Genomic DNA, 21,418 nt, shown 5'->3' with positions numbered 1-21,418 from the left:
AGTTTGAGAATTATCTTCAAAATTGATTGGTTTATAGTATAAATATGTTGAAAGCCTACATTATGTCAAACTCTTTATGAAGTTGTTTTAATATCTGACTTTATAGAAAGGGGTTGCTGTTTTATTTACTTTTTACTTAAACGGAGTTCAATCCTCTAATGGAGGAGAGCTATAGTAGGAAAGTATCAAGTTAATAAAAGAAGACATGTCCTGATTTATTTTGGTATCCTTTTTTATGATAAATCCAACCTCCCATACTGCAGTTGGAACCTCTATAGGGATACTGACGATTTCATTGTATGCTTTTATATCAGTTAAGCTACCAATAAAAATGAATACCCCTTTATTTAAGGCAACAAAGTCGTAAGCAAGATTTAAATCATGACTAAGCTTACTATATATATTAGGAGTTATTCCTTCATCTTGAAAATGTTTAATGACAACTTGTGGCATTCGAAAGGAGTCATCTATTAAAATAAGCTTTTCGTTTTTCAAATCAGTAAACGTCATACTCTCTCTATTAGATATGGGATTATCTTTATTAACTACTGCCACTAAATTATGCTTCATCAATGGATAATAATTAAAGTCTTTATTATTTCTCGGGTTAACTGTTACAGCCATATCTAGGGTTTCTTCCAAAACATTTGCTTCACAAACTTTATCCGCATATTCAAAAATATCAATATTGATTCCGAGATTGTTCTTTGCAAGCTCTAAAATATCCTTACTACCTAAGATTCTTAACGTACCAGGTGAAAAACCTATTTTCAGTTTTCTCTTTTCACCTTCTATCTTACGAGATATGTCCTCTTGAAAAGTATCAAACTCTTTTAATAGCCTTTCTGCCTTCTTGTAAAGATATTCTCCAAAATCTGTTAAGGTTACCCCACGTGAATTCCGGTAAAAAAGCTTCGTTCCCATTTGCTTTTCTATATTATTTATCGTTCTGCTAAGAGCCTGCTGTGTAATAAAAAGCTCCTTGGCAGCCCTTGTTAAATTTTTCGTTTGACATACTTTACTAAAGCATTTTAATTCTGCAATATCCATTTTGTCACCTCAAACAAAAATAAGAGCTTGTATATATATTATACAAGCTCTTACAAAAGAGAGTGACTAGTTATCGTGAACATTAACCAACAATTACACTTTGGATAAATTAGTAATTTTCATAGATTGCTTCAAGAATGTCTGCTACTTCTTCTTGAGACAGTTCCCTTGGTACATATAGATAACAAACGTCATCCATTACTTTACTAGCTAAATTAGTGAACTCATCCCTTGCAATTCCTAATTCCTTTACGGAAGGAATACCGATACCTTTAATAAAGGTACGAATAGTGTTCGCTACCATTTCGCCTATTTCCTCAAAGGATTCATTTCCAGTAAAATCAACACCCATCGCTGTTCCGATTAGTTTCACCTTATCAGCCCTAACAGAAGCTGAATATTTCATCACTTCCGGCAATGCAAGGGCACAAATGGTTCCATGTGCTTGATGGAATGCTGCCCCTACCGTATGAGCAATGGCGTGACCGAGGTGGACTAATGCGTCATTAAAAGCCATACCGGCAAAATTACTTGCGAGCATTAGCTCTTCTCTTGCTTTGATATTTTTTCCATCCGCTACAGCTATTGGAAGATAGCTAGTAACCTTCTTTATCGCCTCAAGGGCTAAAACATCAGATTTAGGGTTTGGAAATTTCGTCGTAATAGCTTCCGCAGCATGAGCAAATGCATCCATACCAGTATAGGCTGTGACACTAGGTGGTACATCGATCGTTACCTCTGGATCCAACACTCCTAAAGTAGCGGGACAAAGTACAGCACTTTTTATATTATTAACCGTATCTGTAATCACACCCATTATCGTGTTCTCACTGCCTGTTCCCGCGGTTGTTGGTATAACTACAACCGGAACACCTGGGTTATATACGGGATTTCCTAAATATTGATTCACAGGCAGAGGGTTATTTACTAGTACATTAATTCCCTTTGCCGCATCAATGACACTTCCCCCACCAAGGGCTACAATCCCATCAATTTGTTCAGCCTTAGCGATTTCTCCACCTTGATTGATAATATAATCTGGTGGATCTGGAATAATACCATTAAAAGGTACCACTTCGATCCCATTATCTATTAAACTTTTTTTACAATTTGTATAGGCATCTAATTTAGAAATGGTTTCATCTGAAACTAGCATAACCTTCTTACAGCCTAGTCTTTTTACTTCCTCTCCAACCATTTGAATGGAGCCATTTCCATAAATAATTGGACATAACTGAGCGTATCTATTCACAACTGTTCCTTCCTCTCATTTAAATTTTATAGATGATAAGCCGTTAAATAGCCTGATTCAATGGCATCTCTAATTCTTCCTGGCTTTGTTGCATCTCCAAGAATTTTAACGATTTTAAAGTTGGATTGAATCTCGTTTACTAAATCTTTGTTGGATGTTGTTCCAAGGGAAAGTACTACATGATCAAACATAAATTCTTTTGTTTCCCCAGTTTCAATTGCTTCAAAGCTCGTTTTTCCATTATCAATACCAATTAATTTGTGCTTAGGATACATAGGAACATTTAGTGGTCCAATATGTGTCATCACATCAATTAAATTTTGGAAGAAGATATCCGACCCAATATTTTCGCCCATTTCAAATACGCTAACTTCATTTCCTGCTTCCGCCAATAGATGAGCTACCTCTAGACCCGTCATTCCTGAACCGACGACGCCTACTTTTTTATTCTCAAGCTCCACATTTCCATTTAGAATATCAATAGGTGTTAGCACTTCTCGCCCATCAGTACCAGGGATAGAACGTGGAATAGCTGGTGATGATCCTTGAGCAACAAATACGGCATATGGATTTAACTCTTCTAAATCCTCAAGGGTTGGTACGGTATTCAGGCGTACTTCAATTCCTAATTTTTTTGTCTGTTCTTCCAAGTAATCAATCAGCCAAGTGATTTTTCCTTTATTTGGTGGCTGACTAGCAAAATATAATTGCCCGCCAACGCGATCGCTTTTTTCAAAAACGACAGGCTTAAACTTACGCATCGCTAATATTCTTGCAGCCTCAAGCCCTGCTGGACCTGCTCCGATAATAGCAACGACACGGCCTTCCCCGTCTTCCTTTAGGTTGCTATAATCAAGCTCATTTCCTGCCTCGATGTTGATTGAGCATCCAACAGGGATGGAGGTTTGGTCTGCTGCCATGAGTGTTTCCATACAGTAAAGACAGGAAATACATTTTCTGATATCACCGCAGCGACCCTCTCTCGCTTTATTCGCCCATTCTGCATCAGCAAAATGCTGCCTTGCTGAACCGACGAAATCCATTTTTCCTTCAGCAATGACTTGATCAGCAAACTCAGGGTCTCTAATAACCGCTACCCCAATGACTGGTATATTTACTTCTTTTTTCACAGCCTCAGATAGATGAACCTTCCATCCTTGCTCAAAGGAAGTTGGCTCCCAGGCAGTATTCATCGTTTCATAGGTCCCTGAACTTGCATCAATGGCATCTACACCTAGTTCTTCGAGTCTTTTGGCAATCCTTACACTTTCAGGAAGCTGTAAACCGTCATCAGGATGCCCTACAGTATCGGCGAATTCATCGATAGATAAGCGAACAAGTAATGGATAGTCTCTTCCACATTGCTCTCTTATACCTGTAACAATCTCCTCTAAGAATCTCATTCTATTTTCTAAGCTACCGCCGTATTTATCCGTTCTTTTATTGGCACGTGGGCTTAAGAATTCATGGATCAAGTATCCATGTGCAGCATGAACCTCAACACCGTCAATTCCCGCCTTCTTCAATCTGACAGCGGCATTAATAAACTTTGCCACCATCTCTTTTATTTCTTCTTCTGACATGGCAACAGCAGGTTGATGAACAGCAGGACATTCCACTGCACTAGGTGCCATCATTGGCAGGTTTCCATTAATAACACTGATTCCCTGTCTTCCTGGATGATAGATTTGTACTACTATCTTTCCGTCGTATTGATGAATTTCCTCTGCTAAGCGTTTAAGGCCTGGGATGAATTTGTCATCTGCAACAGATATTTGGTGAGTATTTCCTTTTCCTCTTTCAAAATCGACTGAAGCACATTCTGTGATGATCGTCCCAACACCGCCCTTTGCCCTTGCACCATAAAAGGCAATATCCTTTTCGGAAACCGTACCGTCTGTATTTGCTAAATAATTTCCCATGGCAGTCATTACAATCCTGTTTTTTGGTGCCATTGTTCCAATTTTCCCTGGAGAAAATAAATGTTCTAACATCTTCATAACCACCTTTATTAATTATTTCTAGTAGAATGTGAAGTATTTCACAAATTATATTAAAAAAAATACCCTTATAAGCTTTGGGTTACTCCATTTATAGTAAAGTCATCTTTCCCAATTTAAAAACACTTATCCCTTGTATGAGATACAACAATATGTAGTAACATCGATAATTAAGCGTTATCGGTAACTATTCAACAGATAAATACATTTTTCGGTAAAAAAATAGAGAGACCCTGACTCGTTCAGTGAACAAATCAGGGTCTCTATTATATAAATATCTAAATATTATGCATGACAGCTCAAATTTAATTGATTATACTCGAAGCATGTTTCGACCACTATTTACAGCAATAATCTGTCCATTAATGTATCCTGAACCATCAGAGGCTAAAAATACCATTACTGGTGCCCTGTCACGATCAACATCTTCCATTTCACCACGCATTGGCACTTTCATTCTCTCAGCGGCAAGGAATTTTACGCGTTCTTCTTGCTCTAAGTGGTCTAAATAAAAATTGATACATTGGGGTTTTCATCATTGGATTTACACAATTACAGCGGATATTATATTTCATTGCCCATACGAGGAGCCTCTGTTAATAATTCTATGTTAGTAGAATGTAAGGATTTCACAACATTTTACTCAATGAACTTTTTTATATTATGATCAATTATTTATTTTTTGTTATCCAGATAGTTTTATTCAGCTTTCATTGCATCAGATTTTGTTACGTGTACCGTACCATGTGGATGTTGAGGAGGAGCATATATTGAGTATAGTTTTAGTGGGATATTCCCTGTATTGGTTACATTGTGCCATGTACCAGCTGGTATCATTATGGCAGAGTCATCCGATACTTTTCTTTTAAAATTTAAATGATCCCTTGTCTTCCCCATTTGAACAACTCCTTGGCCTTGTTCAATACGTAAGAATTGGTCAACGTCAGGGTGAATTTCCAAACCGATATCTTCACCAACTTTCAGACTCATCAATGTAACTTGCAAATGACTTCCGGTCCATAAAGCGGTACGATAGGTATTGTTTTTTCTCGCAGCCCTATTGATATTAACAGTAAATGGATTCGGTCCATAATCTTTAAGAGCAATTCTGTCATCACCACTTGGAATAGCTCTGTAAACAGGCTGGCTTACATAATTATACATTGGTACATTAGCATAACAATGGCATTGATGTGGATACATGCCCGGGACATAGTACATTTTTTTCATTCCCTTCATAGATTATAAATCATCATATGCCTATGCTTTGGGAATGTTCTTCTATCTATTTTAACTTATCCTCTGAAGATCTATTCTATATAACACACTCAATTCTTAACAATCAAGCTATCAATGGTCTGTGATACATCTTGTAAAATCGTTTCCCATTTTTCTCTTAAACCTTTGCTTAATCCAATATGGAACCTTATCTCATAAGGCTCCACTCCTATGAGATAACCCTTGATTGATTCTTTCTGTTGATACAATGATTGAAACAAATGAAAGTTATGCGCTGATATGTCTAAAGTTTGATATTCATGTTAATTGGCAAGAGGATAAACGGTAAGCTCCCCTAGTTCTTTTCCTGAAAATACAGCATCCACAATGATGACAAATGTACCTTTCATTATCTGATCCATGCATTAATCAATATCTGATTCACCAATCAAAAAAGATACATAAGGTGTACAATTCAGCTTACATAGTTGCTCAATTAGATAAATTCCTATTCCATCATCCATCATTAACAGATTGCCAATACCTAAAACGATTATTTTTTCCATTAAAACACCTTTATCGTTTTTACTTGTTTACCTGGACAGTATACATGAGTCCCATATGACATACACGGATCAAATGAACGCAGAATTCTGCCAATTTCCGTATCGAATTGCGTTAGCAAAATGTTAATGTGTTAGTATGTTTATACAATTAAATTTCATACGATTTTATTATAAAGGTCAAATAACATTTCGGGTAATTCTGGGTTTTTTGAAAGTTTTCCAAAATTGAAGTATTCTTGGACATACTGCAAATCTTCTTTTTCACAGGCTAATACAAAACATAAATAAAAAATTGAAATTCCACTCGTGACCGATTCCCATCGTTTCTCATGGATTGACAACCACTTTTCTCCAAGGGTTTTAATAATTTCTTTTCTTGATTCTAAGGATTCCTTCAATTTTTCGATAGTATCAATTCCAAAGAAACTTAGTTGATTAATTCTTTTTGCAATATATCTTTCATCATATTCAACGGTAATTGCCTTAGTTATAATCATAAAATGTTGCTCGATTTCATAAACTATTCTATCTTCCTGCAGAAATTCCTTTAATGATATATTATCTATAAATAAATTTAAATTTTGGGATTTAATTTGTTCTTTAACTTCAATTGTATACTTTTTTATTTCTTCTTTTATTCTTATAAATTCGATATCTGCTAATTCCAATAAACCTGCTATCCTAGAGAACTTTCTTCTCATATCAACAGGAATTTCAATTGCACTCTTATATCCAATATCATGTTCAATTTCTGCCCATGCATGTTGCAAAATAGATCTTATTTGAATTTCAAAATTAATCTCATTAAACCTTGAATACTCAGGTAGGGATGCTCTTGGCTCTGTTAATTTAATAATATAATGGAGTGATGAGTACCCAAAAGAGTCGAAATTTTTATTCCTTTTATCACATGAGTTATTTTCGTCTACATGAAACTGAGTTTTAACAATATTAGCAATTTTATCAACATCATCTTCAAAATATGTTATAACTCTTAAACCCAGAATATCAGTAATTTTATCTAAACCCGTATATTTATCTTCTTTACTATCAATTTTCTTAGATAAACTATTCCTGTCTTTTACCCTTGATTCAATACCATGAATAGTAATCCCGTTTTCCTTAATCAAGGAAAATATTAAATCTCTCAATTTTTTCTCGTATTCCAAGTATATTATCTTCTTTTGGTCATATTCATTTAAAATTACTTCTTTCAAAGCTCTTCCCCCTCATCGAACTTAACCCTTTTCACTTTACCATGGTGTGTAACAATCTTTGTCTCTCCATGAACTGGTAGTTCGGTGAGTTTGGCATTCCGTTACACACAACAGCAGGAAAATTCCCATTTTGCACCATTATATCAATCCCTAATTTCATTATGCTATAATTATTATCTATTTCTATTAACCTTATTGAAACTCCCCAAATGCTCCTTCAATTTATTTTTATAGATTATTCATTACCTCAACTCCTTAATTAAACAAAAAGGATACCAAATGCCGGTATAATACCGTTCTTTCAGTATCCTACAGCGGGCATGGTAGAATTACTATTTAATTAATTCATTCTTAAATGGAATGTACAAAAAATTTCCATTTACTATATCTAATAGAGTGCTGTTATCTATATAATCAATAAACTTTAATTTAGGAGAAATTGCTTTCATTTGATTGTTATAGTGATTTGTAAAATATATAATTCAAAAAAAGCATCTTTTCAAAAAAGTGAATTATCGTTTTTTACCACTTCTTCAAACACTTTTCCCGTTACTGTTTTTTAAGTATCTGAAATTAAGTTCTCTTACGGTTTGTTCCACAACTATATTTATTTTATCAATTCTGTTTGTTCCGATCAAAAAATTTACTGTTGAGGATTTCGAGAATAACATCCTTTATAAAAAGTATCTAGGACGGGAGGTAATAGCTGAAATCTTAGCTCCTGTACCCGCTATGGGCTTTTATATGATTTAGAAAGGTTTTACCTTCTTGTCTACTCTGAAATATGCTCTAGCGAATTATGCGCTTTAAAATAGCCCGATATTAAATTGGACAACTAAGAATCACAAAAAATTTATTAAACCCAGATAATAATATGCTGAAATATGAACTGTCATCCAAAAAGTCTTGAAAACCAAATTTCAATAACATAAAAAAACCACTCCCTAATTTTTTAGGAAGTGGTTATTGCTATTGATATAAATTATTTACATGACTACTCCACATAAAGGGGAGAAATAGCCTTAACTACTTCTCCAATGCAAGGCTGAAAACCCTACATCATGCCGCCCATTCCGCCCATGCCACTCATGTCAGGCATTCCGCCACCTGCACCAGCTGGTTCTGGTTTGTCAGCAACTACTGCTTCAGTAGTTAAGAACATAGCAGCTACAGATGCAGCGTTTTGTAATGCAGAACGAGTAACCTTAGTTGGGTCAACGATACCAGCTTCGATCATGTTTACCCACTCGTTCGTTGCAGCGTTGAAGCCAGTGCCGATTTCTTCGTGTTTTAAACGTTCAACGACAACAGATCCTTCAAGACCAGCATTGTGTGCGATTGTGCGTACAGGTTCTTCCATCGCACGTAATACGATGTTGATACCAGTAGCTTCATCACCTTCAGCTTGTAGAGAAGCAACTTTGCTGTATACGTTTAGAAGGGCAACTCCACCACCGGAGACGATACCTTCTTCAACAGCCGCACGAGTTGAGTTCAATGCGTCTTCGATACGTAGTTTACGTTCTTTTAATTCAGTTTCAGTAGCAGCACCAACTTTGATTACTGCAACACCGCCAGCTAATTTAGCTAAACGTTCTTGTAGTTTTTCACGATCAAATTCAGAAGTAGTTTCATCTAATTGAACGCGGATTTGGTTGATACGAGCTTCGATTGCACTTGATTCACCAGCACCTTCAACGATTGTAGTGTTTTCTTTCGTAACAACTACTTTCGCAGCACGTCCTAGAGAAGAAATGGTTGCTGATTTAAGTTCGCGACCAAGTTCTTCAGTAATTACTTCCCCACCAGTTAAAACAGCAATATCTTCAAGCATTGCTTTACGACGATCACCGAATCCAGGAGCTTTAACAGCTACTGCATTGAATGTACCACGAAGTTTGTTTAATACTAAGGTAGATAGTGCTTCCCCTTCAATATCTTCAGCAACAAGTAATAATGGTTTACCTTGTTGTACTACTTGTTCAAGAACAGGAAGGATTTCTTGAATGCTAGAAATCTTTTTATCAGTAATTAAGATATATGGATTTTCTAAAACAGCTTCCATTTTATCTGTATTTGTTACCATATAAGCTGAAGTGTATCCACGATCGAATTGCATACCCTCTACAACGTCAAGCTCAGTTGTAAAACCTTTAGACTCTTCAATTGTGATAACACCGTCGTTACCAACGCGTTCCATAGCTTCAGCAATTAATTGACCTACTTCTTCGTCAGCTGAAGAAATAGCAGCTACTTGAGCGATAGAAGCTTTGCCTTCGATTGGCTTTGAAATTGCTTTTAATTCTTCAACTGCAGTAGTAACAGCTTTTTCAATACCTTTACGGATACCCATTGGGTTTGCACCAGCAGTAACGTTTTTAAGACCTTCACGGATCATTGCTTGAGCAAGAACTGTAGCAGTCGTTGTACCGTCCCCAGCTACATCATTTGTTTTGCTTGCAACTTCAGCAACAAGCTTAGCACCCATGTTTTCGAATGCATCTTCTAATTCGATTTCTTTAGCGATAGTTACACCATCGTTAGTGATTAATGGAGAACCAAATTTTTTCTCAAGAACCACATTACGTCCTTTAGGTCCAAGGGTTACTTTTACTGCATCTGCTAGCGCATCCACTCCACGAAGCATAGAGCGACGAGCTTCTTCACTAAATTTAATTTCTTTAGCCATTTTATAAAAAACCTCCTCTAAAATATCTTTATATCAGAATGTTTGTTTCAAAATTAGCCGATTATAGCAAGGATGTCATTTTCACGTAGGATTAAATATTCTTTACCTTCGTATTTCACTTCTGTACCAGCGTATTTTGAGAAGATAATTCGATCATCAACAGAAACTTCAAGAGCAACGCGTTCACCATTTTCCAGAACTCTTCCAGTCCCAACAGCAACTACTTTACCTTCTTGTGGTTTCTCCTTTGCTGTGTCCGGTAAAACAATACCGCTTGCAGTTTTTTCTTCCGTTTCAACAAGCTCAATGATAATACGATCACCTAGTGGCTTTAACAAGTGAAACAACCTCCTCAAATAATATGTAATATGATTTTATTAGCACTCTCGTCAAATGAGTGCTAACACATTTATTATATTAATGAATCCAAAAAACTTTTGCAAGTATTAAGCATATTTTTTTTCAATTTTCACCTTTTGAAACGAACCCTTAAAAGTATGTACTCCATTTGTAAATTTATCCAACATTTAGTAAAAAGTAAACAGGAATTTATTCATTTTTGCATATTCTAAAAAATAGCGACCATTTGTAAGAAAGGTCAATTTATTAGTAGAATAATGTTAAAGTGAATTAAGTGGGGAGATAATCAGGCTTTTAGAAAATTGATTAATTATTTGTCACGAAAAAGCCAGGTCATGGACTATAGCCATTGGAGAAAGTGAAAAGGAGACTGTTATTTTGAAAAAAGAGTATTGGCTAATCATCATTGCTTACATCGCAATGCAATTTTCAAGTTTCTTGGGGATTCCTCTTGTTGCCAAGCTAGGAAAGGCTTTAGGAATAACACCACAGAAACTTCAAATATATTCAATATCTATTTGGCTCGTCATAAGTTTTACCATTACTTTAGTTCTTGTATTATTTTTATTAAGGAAAGAAATGAAGAACTCCCATCTACATCGAAACCAATCATCTGTTGGTAATTCTATCATTTGGGCAGTTTTTGGCATATTTCTTGCCCTTTTCGCACAAGGTATAGCTGCAAATATTGAAAAATTTCTTGGAATTGAAATGGGCTCTGAGAACACCCAACAGATAATTGGTTTAATTGAGACCTATCCAATTGTCATATTAGTCAGTTCAATTATCGGACCTATCCTGGAGGAAATCGTCTTTCGAAAAATCATTTTCGGCTCCCTCCATAAACGTTTTAATTTCGTTATTTCAGCTTTAATTAGCTCCATTATTTTTGCCTTAGCTCACGGAGAACCAGAGCACATATTATTATATTCTGCCATGGGCTTCACATTCGCGTTCCTTTATGTGAAAACAAACCGGATTCTAGTTCCAATGTTTGCTCACGTTGCTATGAATACATTCGTAGTTATTGTACAATCTGTTTACAAAGATGTTATTGAAAAAATGATTCAAGATGCGGAAAAAATTCAAGGATTTATCGGAGGATTATTATAGATGATGAGGAAATCACCATTACTTTCCGGATTACTTTATGTGTTTCTCGGACTATTATTTACAACCTTTGCGATTCAAAACGTTCAAGAAGATGGTGGGTGGGGAATTTTTACTTATCTCCTTATTGTTTTAGCCACATTTGATTTAGGTTCAGGAATCAAAATGGTTTCATTCCACTTTAAACTGAAAAAAGTCCAAAGCAAAAAATGAAAAGAAGGCTTAGTCTAAGGATATCGCATCCAACGGACTAAGCCTCCTTTTATATGTAAGAGCAAAAATGAAATTCAACCTTCTGATTCAAATCATTTGGAAACAATCTGAAATCAATTAGGATAATGCTTTAAAAAATATACTAATGATTGAAGTTCAACTGCTAAATCTATATGATGAATTCTTATGGATGATGGCACTGTTAATCTTGCAGGTGTAAAATTAAGAATTCCTTTCACATTCGATTTCACCAAACGATCCGTAATAGTCTGTGCAACAGGAGCAGGAATCGTTAAAATAGCGACTTGAATGTCTTCATATAGAATGACTTTTTCTAACTCATCCATATGATGAACCGGGATATCGCCGATCTTTGTTCCAACTTTATTCTGATCCACATCAAATGCAACTTCAATTTTCGTATTGTTATTTTTCAAGAAATTATAGTTAAGAAATGCCGTACCTAAATTCCCTACGCCGATTAATGCAACCTTCGTTAATTCGTCCTGATCAAGGGTTTTTCGAAAAAATGATAATAAGTAATTAACGTTATACCCATAACCTTTTTTTCCTAATGCCCCAAAATAAGAGAAATCACGGCGAATGGTAGCAGAATCCACCTTTACAGCCTCACTAAGCTCTGAAGAAGAAACCCTCTGCTTTCCTGAGGAATGGAGATTTTTTAAAAAACGATAATATAATGGTAATCGTTTGGCCGTTGCCTGTGGGATTTTTAAAGTGTCATTACTCATAACTATTCCCCCTCTAATTTATGTCTTTATCCTATTCTTTTATAGTCGCCATTTTTACCACCAGATTTTTCTAGTAGAAAGGTTTCTCCAATGGTCATTCCTTTATCTAGCGCTTTACACATATCATAAACGGTTAATGCACAGGCAGACACAGCTGTTAACGCTTCCATTTCTACACCTGTATTTCCTTTTGTTTTCACTGTGGAAATAATAACAAGCTTATAACCCTTATCCACTTCTTCCCAATGAAAATGAATATCTATACCTGTTATTGGTATGGGATGACACATCGGAATGATCTCCCATGTTTTTTTGCAGGCCATAATTCCTGCTACTTGGGCAACAGCGAGTACATCGCCCTTTTTCATTTGGTTATTTACGATTTTTTCATATATTTCTTTATTCACTGTTATACTCGACTGCGCTTTAGCAACTCGGTTTGTCTCAGGTTTGTCCCCTACATCAACCATCCTTGCTCTACCTTCATCATTAAAGTGAGTAAATTTCAAATTTTCAACACCTCATTTAGAATCATACACTATTTTTTCCATAATGTGTATCAACTTTGTACAATAATTCACAAATATTGATGAACATTCCTTAATACGTTACACTATTTCTAGATGTAGAGGTGAAAAAAATGATTTTATTACAAATAAATGGTTTAACTAAATACTATGGTGCTGACCTTATTTTATCGAATATAAAGCTTGAAGTACAAACTCGTGACCGCATTGCATTAGTTGGGAGAAATGGCGCAGGAAAATCAACCCTTCTAAAAATGATTGCCGGAATTATGTCCTATGATTCAGGGGAACTAATTAAGCCAAAGGATGTCTCAATTGGATATCTCGCGCAAAATACTGGATTAGAATCCGAGCTTTCCATTTGGGATGAAATGCTCACAGTTTTCCAGCATTTAAAGGCATTAGAAAGGGAGCTTCGCCGCTTAGAAGAGAAAATGGCTGACCCCTCAGTATATAACAACCAAAACGAATATGATCGAGTAATAAAGGATTATGATGAGCTGCAGGTAAGATTCAAGGAAAAAGGTGGATATCAATATGAAGCCGATATTCGCTCCGTACTGCATGGTTTGAATTTCCACACATTTGATTATTCTACAAAAATCTCCAGCCTCAGTGGTGGACAAAAAACACGTTTAGCTCTAGGTAAACTACTCCTAACTAGACCAGATATATTAATTTTGGACGAACCTACCAACCATCTTGATATTGAAACCTTGTCATGGCTCGAACAGTATTTACAAGGATATGATGGAGCTGTTTTAATCGTTTCCCATGATCGATATTTCCTTGATAAAGTCGTTAACCAAGTATACGAAATTTCAAGAAAGCATATTAGTAAATATATTGGGAATTACAGCTCTTATTTAGACCAAAAAGCAGAAAACTATGAAAGAGATATGAAGCAATATGAAAAGCAACAGGATGAAGTGGCAAAACTCCAGGATTTTATTCAAAAAAATTTAGCCCGTGCCTCCACGACTAAACGGGCTCAAAGCAGACGAAAAAAATTAGAAAGAATGGAATTGATGGACAGGCCTCTTGGAGATGAGAAATCGGCTTCATTCGGATTTGATATCGAAAAACAGAGTGGCAACGAAGTATTAAATGTCCACTCCTTATCTGTAGGCTATAACGAACAAAAAATATCAGATAATATCTCTTTCCGAATTACAAGAGGAGAAGCAATTGCTCTCGTTGGGCCAAATGGAATCGGTAAATCCACCTTATTAAAAACAATAGTCAAAAAACTATCGCCTCTTTCAGGTGAAATACATTATGGTTCAAATGTATCAATCAGCTATTATGATCAAGAACAAGCTAATTTAACATCAAACAAAAGGGTCCTCAATGAACTTTGGGATGATTACCCTAATAAAAATGAAAAAGAAATTCGTACAGTCCTTGGAAACTTTCTTTTTACAGGTGATGATGTACTAAAAATCGTTTCAACCCTTAGTGGTGGGGAAAAGGCAAGGCTCTCCCTCGCAAAGCTTATGATGGAAAAAGGGAATTTTCTTATTCTGGACGAGCCTACCAATCACCTTGATTTAGATAGCAAAGAGGTGCTCGAAAATGCCCTTGTGGATTATCCAGGGACCATTCTTTTTGTTTCACATGACCGCTATTTTATTAACCGAATTGCAACAAAGGTACTGGAGCTGGATATAAAAGGTGCAACCGAATATCTTGGTGACTACGATTACTATGTTGAGAAAAAGCAGGAACAAGCAGAGTTAAAAGCAATTGAAGAAATGGAAAATGCCAAATCTGATTTTGTCATTCCATCGGAAAAAAGTAGTTATCAACAGGATAAAGAGGCAAAAAAACTAGAACGTCAAAGAAAAAGACGACTTGAAGAAATCGAAAAGCGTATAGAAGAATTGGAAGGTCTCATTAGCAAAAATGAAGAGCTATTGTCTGATCCAGAAATCTCTCAAAATCATGAAAAATTGCTAGACATTCATAAAGAAAACGAAAAATACCATGAGGAGCTTGACCTCCTTTTAGAACAATGGACAGAGCTAATCGAAAATGAATAACGAAACAACAAAGAAGCACAGACTTTCGACTTAGTCTGTGCTTCCTTTTAGTCTGGGGCCTTCGCTTTTTGGGAGTATAAATTATTTTGTGTAATTGGAATTTTTAACAATAGCTATGGCGATACTTTTATCAGGGCTCTTGCTCATTAGGGGGATAGGGCAATGCTGAGGAGCAACCCGAGCACCTAATGGGATTCTGCCAAAAAGGGAGGGACATTCTGTTCCTCTTTTTTGCCTCCTTTTTGGGAGAACCCAAGCGATAAACCTTTGGGCGCTAGCCCAACCATTAGATAGTCAGTTCATCGTTAATACGGTCCTCAAAGATGATAGCTAATTGTGATATACATTCTTTCCATCCTCTTATAGGCATAGTCCACTTCTTGGAAATTTCCATGGTAGCCAAATAGATAATCTTCTTGAGAGAATCATCTGTTGGGTAAGCTGTTTTGGTCTTAGTGACTTTTCTAAGCTGTCTGTGATAGCCTTCGATGGTGTTGGTTGTATAAATAAGCCTTCTAATCTCAGCTGGATAGCTAAAGTACGAAGTAAGTTCTAGCCAGTTAGCCTCCCAAGATTTGATAATGATAGGATGTTTCTTGCCCCATTTTTCTTTAAAATTGACAAACTCAAGTTCTGCCTCTTCCAAAGTAAGTGCTTGATAGACTTTCTTTAAGTCTGCCATGACAGCCTTTTGTTCCTTATACGATACATACTTCATAGAATTGCGAATTTGGTGAATGACACAAAGCTGAATATTGGTTTGAGGAAAGACAGAGTTAATCGCTTCTGAAAAGCCTGAAAGATTGTCCTTACAGGCGATTAAGATGTCCTGAACACCTCTATTCTTCAGGTCATTACAAACACCTAACCAGAAACTGGCACTCTCATTTTCTCCAATCCATATTCCAAGAATCTCTTTATGACCTAAAAGATTGATCCCTAAAACACTATAGGCAGCTTTATTCACAATGCGATTTTCTTTCCTGACTTTAAAGTGAATGGCATCCAGAAATACAATCGGATACACTCGTTCCAATGGACGTGATTGCCATTCTACAATCAGAGGCATAATCTTATCGGTTATCTTACTTACCATCGTAGGCGAAACATCAATCCCATAGATATCCTTCATCTGATCTTCAATATCTCTAGTGGACATTCCTTTAGAATAAAGACCAATAATTTGTTCCTCTAATCCATTTGAAGTGGTTTCATATTTCTTTATGATTTGAGGTTCATATTCCCCATTTCGGTCTCTTGGAATATTTAATTCAGCCTTACCGAACTTGGATTTAATCGTTTTTTTACTGTAGCCATTGCGGCTATTACCATTATGGTCACCCGCATTATCATGTTTGGCATAACCTAGATGTTCCTCAATCTCAGCTTCAAAAACCTGTTGAATAGTGTCCTTGAATAGTTCCTTTAACTTTTCCTGAATATCTTCTACCGAACGGCAATCCTTGGCTAATTCCTTGGCTAATGCATTGGTTTTGTTTTGCATAATTGATCATCTCCTTAATTGGTAAGTATAACCAATTACACAAAACTTTTTACATTCTCCGCTTTTTGGATTAGATGATTTTCCACAGTTTTATACACAATTAAGTCCCTTTTATATAGCTATCAACAAGACTTTTCCACATTATCCACAAAAAATCATTTATTTATCCACATTATCAACAACTCTATTGAAAAACATTCGAGTTATCCACAACTCTCCCTTCCCCAATTCTACTTTACTCATTAAATCTTTGTCCTAATCAAACGTTTGATTGATTTTCTGGGGATAAAGTATTAATTAATCAAACGTTTGATTGATTTTTTTTGATTTCTTTGATTGATTTCTCCCCCTTATTTACTTGAAATTAATCAATCGTTTGTTTAAATTACTTCTTCTGTTCTTAATCAAACGTTTGATTGAATTCTGAGCCTGACGATTATTGTTTTAATCAAACGTTTGATTGATTTTACTTTGACTTCTTTGATTGAAAATCTCCCCTTTATTACTTGAAATTAATCAATCGTTTGTTTAAATTACTTCTTCTGTTCTTAATCAAACGTTTGATTGAATTCTGAGCCAGACAATTGTTGTTTTAATCAAACGTTTGATTGATTTTACTTTGACTTCTTTGATTGAAAATCTCCCCTTTATTACTTGAAATTAATCAATCGTTTGTTTAAATTGCTGTATCTGTTCTTAATCAAACGTTTGATTGAATTCTGAGCCTGTTGATTGTCATTTTAATCAAACGTTTGATTGATTTTTTTTTGATTTCTTTGATTGATGTCTCCCCTTTATTTACTTGAAATTAATCAATCGTTTGTTTAAATTGCTTCTTCTGTTCTTAATCAAACGTTTGATTGAATTCTACTTAATTGAAAAAAGATTGACCCTCATAGAGTCAATCTTTTTGATTAATCGTTATAGATCGTTATTTCTAAGCCCGGGTTAGCATTCAAGGTTAAATCAGAGCGTATCCCTTTTTCATATAATACACTCCCTATTGCAGCAATCATTGCGGCATTATCTGTACAAAGGGATAATGGAGGAATAATTAGTTCCACGTCAGTAAGCTTGTGGAAAGCCTCCTCCAATCTTGCTCTTAAGCCTTTGTTAGCTGCAACTCCACCAGCAAGAAGTACTTGTTTTACCTTATATTCTTTTGTTGCATTAATTGTCTTCGTTACTAAAACATCAATAACACTCTCTTGAAAGCTTGCAGCAAGATCCTCAGGTTTAATTACTTCTCCACGCTGCTCTGCATTATGCACTGTATTGATAACTGCTGATTTTAATCCACTAAAACTAAAATCATATGAACCACCTTCTAGCCAAGCTCTTGGTAAATCAATCGTTGGCTTTCCCTCATGTGCAAGCCGATCGATATGTGGTCCACCTGGGTAAGGCATATTCAAAACCCTTGCAACTTTGTCATACGCCTCTCCTGCCGCATCATCACGAGTTTCACCAATAACATCAAAGTGTCCATGTTCCTTCATATATACAAGTTCAGTATGTCCTCCTGATACAACAAGAGCTATAAGAGGAAAATTAAATTCACTGATTAACCGATTTGCATAAATATGCCCAGCAATATGATGAACACCAATTAATGGCTTTTGATAAGCGAAGGCAACGGCTTTTGCAGCATTTACCCCTATTAAAAGTGCCCCAACCAAACCGGGACCCTCGGTTACGGCAATAGCATTGATTTGTTCCATAGACATATTTGCTTGATCCAATGCTTCCTCTAGCACAATTGTCACCTGTTCAACATGATGACGAGAGGCAATCTCCGGAACTACCCCTCCAAACCTTTTATGGCTCTCAATTTGTGAAGCAACCACATTTGAAATGATTTCTCTTCCATTTTTTATTATCGCCACAGCCGTTTCATCACAACTGGTTTCAATTCCTAAAATATAATAATCTTTTTCCATTATAAGTTCACCCACATAACCAACGCATCTTCGCTATTATCAGTATAATAATTCTTTCGAATCGCCCCATCCTGAAATCCAAGCTTTCGATATAACGATTGCGCAACTATATTCGTAACACGTACCTCTAGAGTCATCGTTGCTGCCCCATTTTCTTTAGCAGCCGCCATTGCCTTTCTCATTAAGGCCTCCCCGAGCTTCTGCCCTCGGTACTCCGGTAAAATGGCAATATTCGTAACATGAGCTTCATCTACGACAACCCACATACCACAATAACCGATGATAAGGTCACCCTCTTCAAGAACGATATAAAGGGCATATTGATTCCTTGTCATTTCATTTACAAAGGCATCTCTACTCCATGGAAGGGAAAAAGAGGCATGTTCAATTTTTAGAATTTGATCAATATCTTCTTCCGTCATCAATCGAAATTTGGTCATTTTCCTTCGTCCCAGTTTCATGAATTCTTTTCTTCCTGTTTCATTTTTTCTAACCAATTGGCTTCAGCCTCAGCTAAACGAATATAATTCGGGACAAAAGAATGGATATTCTCCCCACCCTTATCCCTTCCTAAAATGGCAAGCTCAGCTGGTCTTGGATTAAACTCTGTTTTTTCAGCAAAAACGGCCTTTTCTCCTAAAATCTCCGCAAGAGTATCTCTATGTAACGGCAAATCATTTCCAACAAATAATACCTTCTTAGAAGTAGACTTCAAGCTCTCAGCCCAATCCTGTGATAAAAGTATTTGATCTTTTCTTACTGCTTCTATTGAACCTTTGTTAAATTGATATAAACCAGTATATACTTGACCTCTCCTTGCATCAATAAGGGGAGAAACGAAACCATCAAAGTATCTTCCAACAGATGCAGCCATTACCTCAATACTTGAGATACCAACTAATGGGATATTAAGTGACCACGCTAATGTTTTAGCAATAGTTACCCCAATTCTTACACCTGTATAAGAACCCGGACCCTTTGCAACGACAATTTTAGTTAACTGGTCAGATAATATATCACATTCTTTCATTAATGAATCAATGGCAGGCATGATCCGAACAGAATGATTTTTTTTTATATTTGTGATATGCTCACCAATCACCTTTTCCTCATCAAGTAATGCAATTCCTAAAACAGTAGAAGAAGTATCGATGGCTAATATTTTATTCATGAAAAAATCTCCTTACAAATTTGCTCATACCTCGCACCAGCGGGCTTGAACTCAATAATTCTGGATCCATTATCACCATGGGATAAATAAACGTATAATATGGATTCTGGTAATTGTTCCTCAATGATATGTGCCCATTCAATTACAGTAACCCCATCCCCTTCAAAATACTCATCAAATCCCAAGTCCTCTTCGGAATCTTTAAGACGATACACGTCCATATGATAAAGTGGGAGAGATCCCATATATTCTTTTATGATGGTAAAAGTAGGACTGTTAACATTTCTTTTAACGCCAAGTCCATCTGCAATCCCTTTTGTAAAAGTAGTTTTTCCTGCTCCTAAATCTCCCTCAAGAGCTATAACATCTCCTGGCTTCAATAGGGCAGCCAACCTTTTGGCAATTTCTATTGTCGTTTCTGGTTTATCAGAGATCATTTGATATAAAGTCATTTATTTATCACCTTCTTAGTTAGAAGTGGTGCAAAGCCTATAAAAAAACCTTAGGAATTGTCCTAAGGAGCTATTCTAATATGTAGTTTACATGATTTTTCCTCTCGGGGCAAAGTCAGATAGAATTTCAGACAAAAAAAAGACGAAACCCAGTTTCGTTTTTGTTTCATTTTATAGAATTATAATGGCGGTCCGGACGGGACTCGAACCCGCGACCTCCTGCGTGACAGGCAGGCATTCTAACCAACTGAACTACCGGACCATTGCGATTGCGGAGGCAGGATTTGAACCTGCGACCTTCGGGTTATGAGCCCGACGAGCTACCAGACTGCTCCACCCCGCGATAGTAATATTATTATTAATGTTATTCATGCTTTTATAGAAAGACCGCCCCGATTTCAGAAAGAAGATTCAAGAAGCGACTCAATCGGTGCGCTGTAGAGTATTCGAAGAAGTATATTCGAACGTGCTCCACCCCGCGATAATGGTATTAAATAAGTGGAGGAGGAAGAGGGATTCGAACCCCCGCGCGGTTTAACCCGCCTGTCGGTTTTCAAGACCGATCCCTTCAGCCAGACTTGGGTATTCCTCCAAAATAATATGGTAGCGGCAGAGGGGATCGAACCCCCGACCTCACGGGTATGAACCGTACGCTCTAGCCAGCTGAGCTACGCCGCCATAGTATTTTAATGCTTCTACAAATCGGGAAGACAGGATTCGAACCTGCGACCCCTTGGTCCCAAACCAAGTGCTCTACCAAGCTGAGCTACTTCCCGAAAACGCGCCCGACAGGAGTCGAACCCATAACCTTCTGATCCGTAGTCAGACGCTCTATCCAATTGAGCTACGGGCGCATATGAAAATGGTGCCGAGGACCGGAATCGAACCGGTACGGTAGTCACCTACCGCAGGATTTTAAGTCCTGTGCGTCTGCCAGTTCCGCCACCCCGGCAATTCATTGGAGCGGAAGACGGGATTCGAACCCGCGACCCCCACCTTGGCAAGGTGNTGCTCCACCCCGCGATGATATTATTTTATTCACTTTTTCTTATGCAAATTGTTATCAGCATGGACCGCCCCGATTTCAGAAAGTTTATTCAAGAAGTGGCTCAATCGGTGCGCTGTAGAGTATTCGAAGAAGCATATTCGAACGTGCTCCACCCCGCGATGATATTATTATTAAATTTTTAGTAACTAATAATGTTACTGAAAATTTTAGAATTAAAGCCTGGCAACGTCCTACTCTCACAGGGGGAGAGCCCCCAACTACCATCGGCGCTCTAGAAGCTTAACTTCCGTGTTCGGTATGGGAACGGGTGTGACCTTCTCGCTATCGCCACCAGACTATTATTCAG

General features: G+C 36.7%; 18 protein-coding genes, 7 tRNA genes, 1 rRNA gene and 1 pseudogene. 3 read left to right on the top strand and 24 right to left on the bottom strand.

Annotated elements, in window-relative coordinates; all coding sequences use genetic code 11:
• Positions 1-147 precede the first annotated feature (147 nt).
• The 9 genes and pseudogenes from BQ6100_RS04185 to groES all read right to left on the bottom strand — a co-directional run bounded on the left by BQ6100_RS04185 (position 148) and on the right by groES (position 10,330).
• Positions 148-1,050 carry a LysR family transcriptional regulator gene (locus BQ6100_RS04185; protein WP_075980496.1) on the bottom strand — a complete coding sequence of 301 codons (903 nt, stop codon included), beginning with the start codon at positions 1,048-1,050 and terminating at the stop codon, positions 148-150.
• A 109-nt stretch (positions 1,051-1,159) separates the two neighbouring features.
• Positions 1,160-2,302, bottom strand: coding sequence for an iron-containing alcohol dehydrogenase (locus BQ6100_RS04180; RefSeq protein WP_075980495.1), 1,143 nt, complete (start codon positions 2,300-2,302; stop codon positions 1,160-1,162).
• Between the two features lie 26 nt (positions 2,303-2,328).
• On the bottom strand, positions 2,329-4,296 hold the full coding sequence (locus tag BQ6100_RS04175; protein ID WP_075980494.1) for an oxidoreductase: 1,968 nt from the start codon (positions 4,294-4,296) through the stop codon (positions 2,329-2,331).
• A 319-nt stretch (positions 4,297-4,615) separates the two neighbouring features.
• On the bottom strand, positions 4,616-4,759 hold the full coding sequence (locus BQ6100_RS21175) for a hypothetical protein (protein WP_159433126.1): 144 nt from the start codon (positions 4,757-4,759) through the stop codon (positions 4,616-4,618).
• A gap of 242 nt (positions 4,760-5,001) precedes the next feature.
• Positions 5,002-5,466, bottom strand: coding sequence for a cupin domain-containing protein (locus BQ6100_RS04170; RefSeq protein WP_390622432.1), 465 nt, complete (start codon positions 5,464-5,466; stop codon positions 5,002-5,004).
• A 775-nt stretch (positions 5,467-6,241) separates the two neighbouring features.
• Positions 6,242-7,303 carry a GTP pyrophosphokinase gene (locus BQ6100_RS04160; RefSeq protein WP_075980493.1) on the bottom strand — a complete coding sequence of 354 codons (1,062 nt, stop codon included), beginning with the start codon at positions 7,301-7,303 and terminating at the stop codon, positions 6,242-6,244.
• Positions 7,300-7,463 (bottom strand): annotated as a pseudogene (locus tag BQ6100_RS21100) (XtrA/YqaO family protein). Before BQ6100_RS21100 ends, BQ6100_RS04160 begins: the two are co-directional and overlap by 4 nt.
• A gap of 894 nt (positions 7,464-8,357) precedes the next feature.
• On the bottom strand, positions 8,358-9,992 hold the full coding sequence (gene groL / locus BQ6100_RS04155; protein WP_075980492.1) for a chaperonin GroEL: 1,635 nt from the start codon (positions 9,990-9,992) through the stop codon (positions 8,358-8,360).
• Positions 9,993-10,045: 53 nt separating this feature from the next.
• Positions 10,046-10,330 (bottom strand): co-chaperone GroES, encoded by a 285-nt coding sequence (gene groES, locus BQ6100_RS04150; RefSeq protein WP_075980491.1) that lies wholly within the window; start codon positions 10,328-10,330, stop codon positions 10,046-10,048.
• A gap of 400 nt (positions 10,331-10,730) precedes the next feature.
• Between groES and BQ6100_RS04145 the strand changes: the two genes are divergently transcribed.
• The gene (locus BQ6100_RS04145; RefSeq protein WP_075980490.1) at positions 10,731-11,465 is read left to right on the top strand and encodes a CPBP family intramembrane glutamic endopeptidase; all 735 of its coding nucleotides are present in this window, start codon (positions 10,731-10,733) and stop codon (positions 11,463-11,465) included.
• Positions 11,466-11,675 (top strand): YdiK family protein, encoded by a 210-nt coding sequence (locus BQ6100_RS04140; protein ID WP_390622398.1) that lies wholly within the window; start codon positions 11,466-11,468, stop codon positions 11,673-11,675.
• 113 nt (positions 11,676-11,788) lie between these two features.
• Here BQ6100_RS04140 and BQ6100_RS04135 read toward each other — a convergent pair whose 3' ends face one another.
• Both BQ6100_RS04135 and moaC read right to left on the bottom strand, forming a co-directional pair.
• Positions 11,789-12,427, bottom strand: coding sequence for a redox-sensing transcriptional repressor Rex (locus BQ6100_RS04135; RefSeq protein ID WP_075980489.1), 639 nt, complete (start codon positions 12,425-12,427; stop codon positions 11,789-11,791).
• A 26-nt stretch (positions 12,428-12,453) separates the two neighbouring features.
• Entirely contained in the window at positions 12,454-12,936 is a 483-nt protein-coding gene (gene moaC, locus BQ6100_RS04130) for a cyclic pyranopterin monophosphate synthase MoaC (RefSeq protein ID WP_261798570.1), read from the bottom strand.
• Positions 12,937-13,067: 131 nt separating this feature from the next.
• Between moaC and BQ6100_RS04125 the strand changes: the two genes are divergently transcribed.
• Positions 13,068-14,996, top strand: coding sequence for an ABC-F family ATP-binding cassette domain-containing protein (locus tag BQ6100_RS04125; protein ID WP_075980488.1), 1,929 nt, complete (start codon positions 13,068-13,070; stop codon positions 14,994-14,996).
• A gap of 286 nt (positions 14,997-15,282) precedes the next feature.
• Here the strand turns inward: BQ6100_RS04125 and BQ6100_RS04120 are convergent, their stop codons facing one another.
• The 13 genes from BQ6100_RS04120 to rrf form a co-directional block, all read right to left on the bottom strand.
• Complete coding sequence (locus tag BQ6100_RS04120; protein WP_075980025.1) at positions 15,283-16,500, bottom strand: IS256 family transposase; 1,218 nt, start codon at positions 16,498-16,500, stop codon at positions 15,283-15,285.
• 914 nt (positions 16,501-17,414) lie between these two features.
• Positions 17,415-18,440 (bottom strand): tRNA (adenosine(37)-N6)-threonylcarbamoyltransferase complex transferase subunit TsaD, encoded by a 1,026-nt coding sequence (tsaD, locus tag BQ6100_RS04115; protein ID WP_075980487.1) that lies wholly within the window; start codon positions 18,438-18,440, stop codon positions 17,415-17,417.
• Positions 18,440-18,880 (bottom strand): ribosomal protein S18-alanine N-acetyltransferase, encoded by a 441-nt coding sequence (rimI, locus tag BQ6100_RS04110; RefSeq protein WP_075983426.1) that lies wholly within the window; start codon positions 18,878-18,880, stop codon positions 18,440-18,442. Before rimI ends, tsaD begins: the two co-directional genes overlap by 1 nt.
• Positions 18,881-18,897: 17 nt before the next feature.
• A complete protein-coding gene (gene tsaB, locus BQ6100_RS04105; protein ID WP_075980486.1) occupies positions 18,898-19,611 on the bottom strand; it encodes a tRNA (adenosine(37)-N6)-threonylcarbamoyltransferase complex dimerization subunit type 1 TsaB in 714 nt (237 codons plus the stop codon).
• A complete protein-coding gene (tsaE, locus tag BQ6100_RS04100) occupies positions 19,608-20,063 on the bottom strand; it encodes a tRNA (adenosine(37)-N6)-threonylcarbamoyltransferase complex ATPase subunit type 1 TsaE (protein ID WP_075980485.1) in 456 nt (151 codons plus the stop codon). Before tsaE ends, tsaB begins: the two co-directional genes overlap by 4 nt.
• A 185-nt stretch (positions 20,064-20,248) precedes the next feature.
• Positions 20,249-20,325: transfer RNA gene (locus BQ6100_RS04095), tRNA-Asp, on the bottom strand.
• A 7-nt stretch (positions 20,326-20,332) separates the two neighbouring features.
• A tRNA-Met gene (locus tag BQ6100_RS04090) sits at positions 20,333-20,406 on the bottom strand.
• 156 nt (positions 20,407-20,562) lie between these two features.
• Positions 20,563-20,655, bottom strand: a tRNA-Ser gene (locus BQ6100_RS04085).
• A gap of 9 nt (positions 20,656-20,664) precedes the next feature.
• Positions 20,665-20,741, bottom strand: a tRNA-Met gene (locus BQ6100_RS04080).
• Between the two features lie 24 nt (positions 20,742-20,765).
• Positions 20,766-20,839: transfer RNA gene (locus BQ6100_RS04075), tRNA-Pro, on the bottom strand.
• Positions 20,840-20,843: 4 nt separating this feature from the next.
• Positions 20,844-20,917 (bottom strand) — tRNA-Arg (locus BQ6100_RS04070).
• A gap of 9 nt (positions 20,918-20,926) precedes the next feature.
• Positions 20,927-21,015 (bottom strand) — tRNA-Leu (locus tag BQ6100_RS04065).
• A 274-nt stretch (positions 21,016-21,289) separates the two neighbouring features.
• Positions 21,290-21,407 (bottom strand): 5S ribosomal RNA (gene rrf / locus BQ6100_RS04060).
• Positions 21,408-21,418: the final 11 nt, after the last annotated feature.

Source organism: Bacillus massilinigeriensis, from assembly GCF_900117315.1.
Classification (GTDB): Bacteria; Bacillota; Bacilli; order Bacillales; family Cytobacillaceae; genus Bacillus_BE; species Bacillus_BE massilionigeriensis.
This window is presented reverse-complemented; position numbering and strand designations above follow the sequence as displayed.

Coding starts and splice junctions, on each gene's coding strand:
- tsaD (WP_075980487.1), bottom strand. CDS start 18,440: ATGGAAAAAGATTATTATATTTTAGGAATTGAAACCAGTTGTGATGAA.
- BQ6100_RS21175 (WP_159433126.1), bottom strand. CDS start 4,759: ATGAAAGTGCCAATGCGTGGTGAAATGGAAGATGTTGATCGTGACAGG.
- BQ6100_RS04125 (WP_075980488.1), top strand. CDS start 13,068: ATGATTTTATTACAAATAAATGGTTTAACTAAATACTATGGTGCTGAC.
- groL (WP_075980492.1), bottom strand. CDS start 9,992: ATGGCTAAAGAAATTAAATTTAGTGAAGAAGCTCGTCGCTCTATGCTT.
- tsaB (WP_075980486.1), bottom strand. CDS start 19,611: ATGAATAAAATATTAGCCATCGATACTTCTTCTACTGTTTTAGGAATT.
- tsaE (WP_075980485.1), bottom strand. CDS start 20,063: ATGACTTTATATCAAATGATCTCTGATAAACCAGAAACGACAATAGAA.
- BQ6100_RS04185 (WP_075980496.1), bottom strand. CDS start 1,050: ATGGATATTGCAGAATTAAAATGCTTTAGTAAAGTATGTCAAACGAAA.
- BQ6100_RS04120 (WP_075980025.1), bottom strand. CDS start 16,500: ATGCAAAACAAAACCAATGCATTAGCCAAGGAATTAGCCAAGGATTGC.
- BQ6100_RS04140 (WP_390622398.1), top strand. CDS start 11,466: ATGATGAGGAAATCACCATTACTTTCCGGATTACTTTATGTGTTTCTC.
- rimI (WP_075983426.1), bottom strand. CDS start 18,880: ATGACCAAATTTCGATTGATGACGGAAGAAGATATTGATCAAATTCTA.
- BQ6100_RS04135 (WP_075980489.1), bottom strand. CDS start 12,427: ATGAGTAATGACACTTTAAAAATCCCACAGGCAACGGCCAAACGATTA.
- BQ6100_RS04175 (WP_075980494.1), bottom strand. CDS start 4,296: ATGTTAGAACATTTATTTTCTCCAGGGAAAATTGGAACAATGGCACCA.
- BQ6100_RS04170 (WP_390622432.1), bottom strand. CDS start 5,466: ATGTATAATTATGTAAGCCAGCCTGTTTACAGAGCTATTCCAAGTGGT.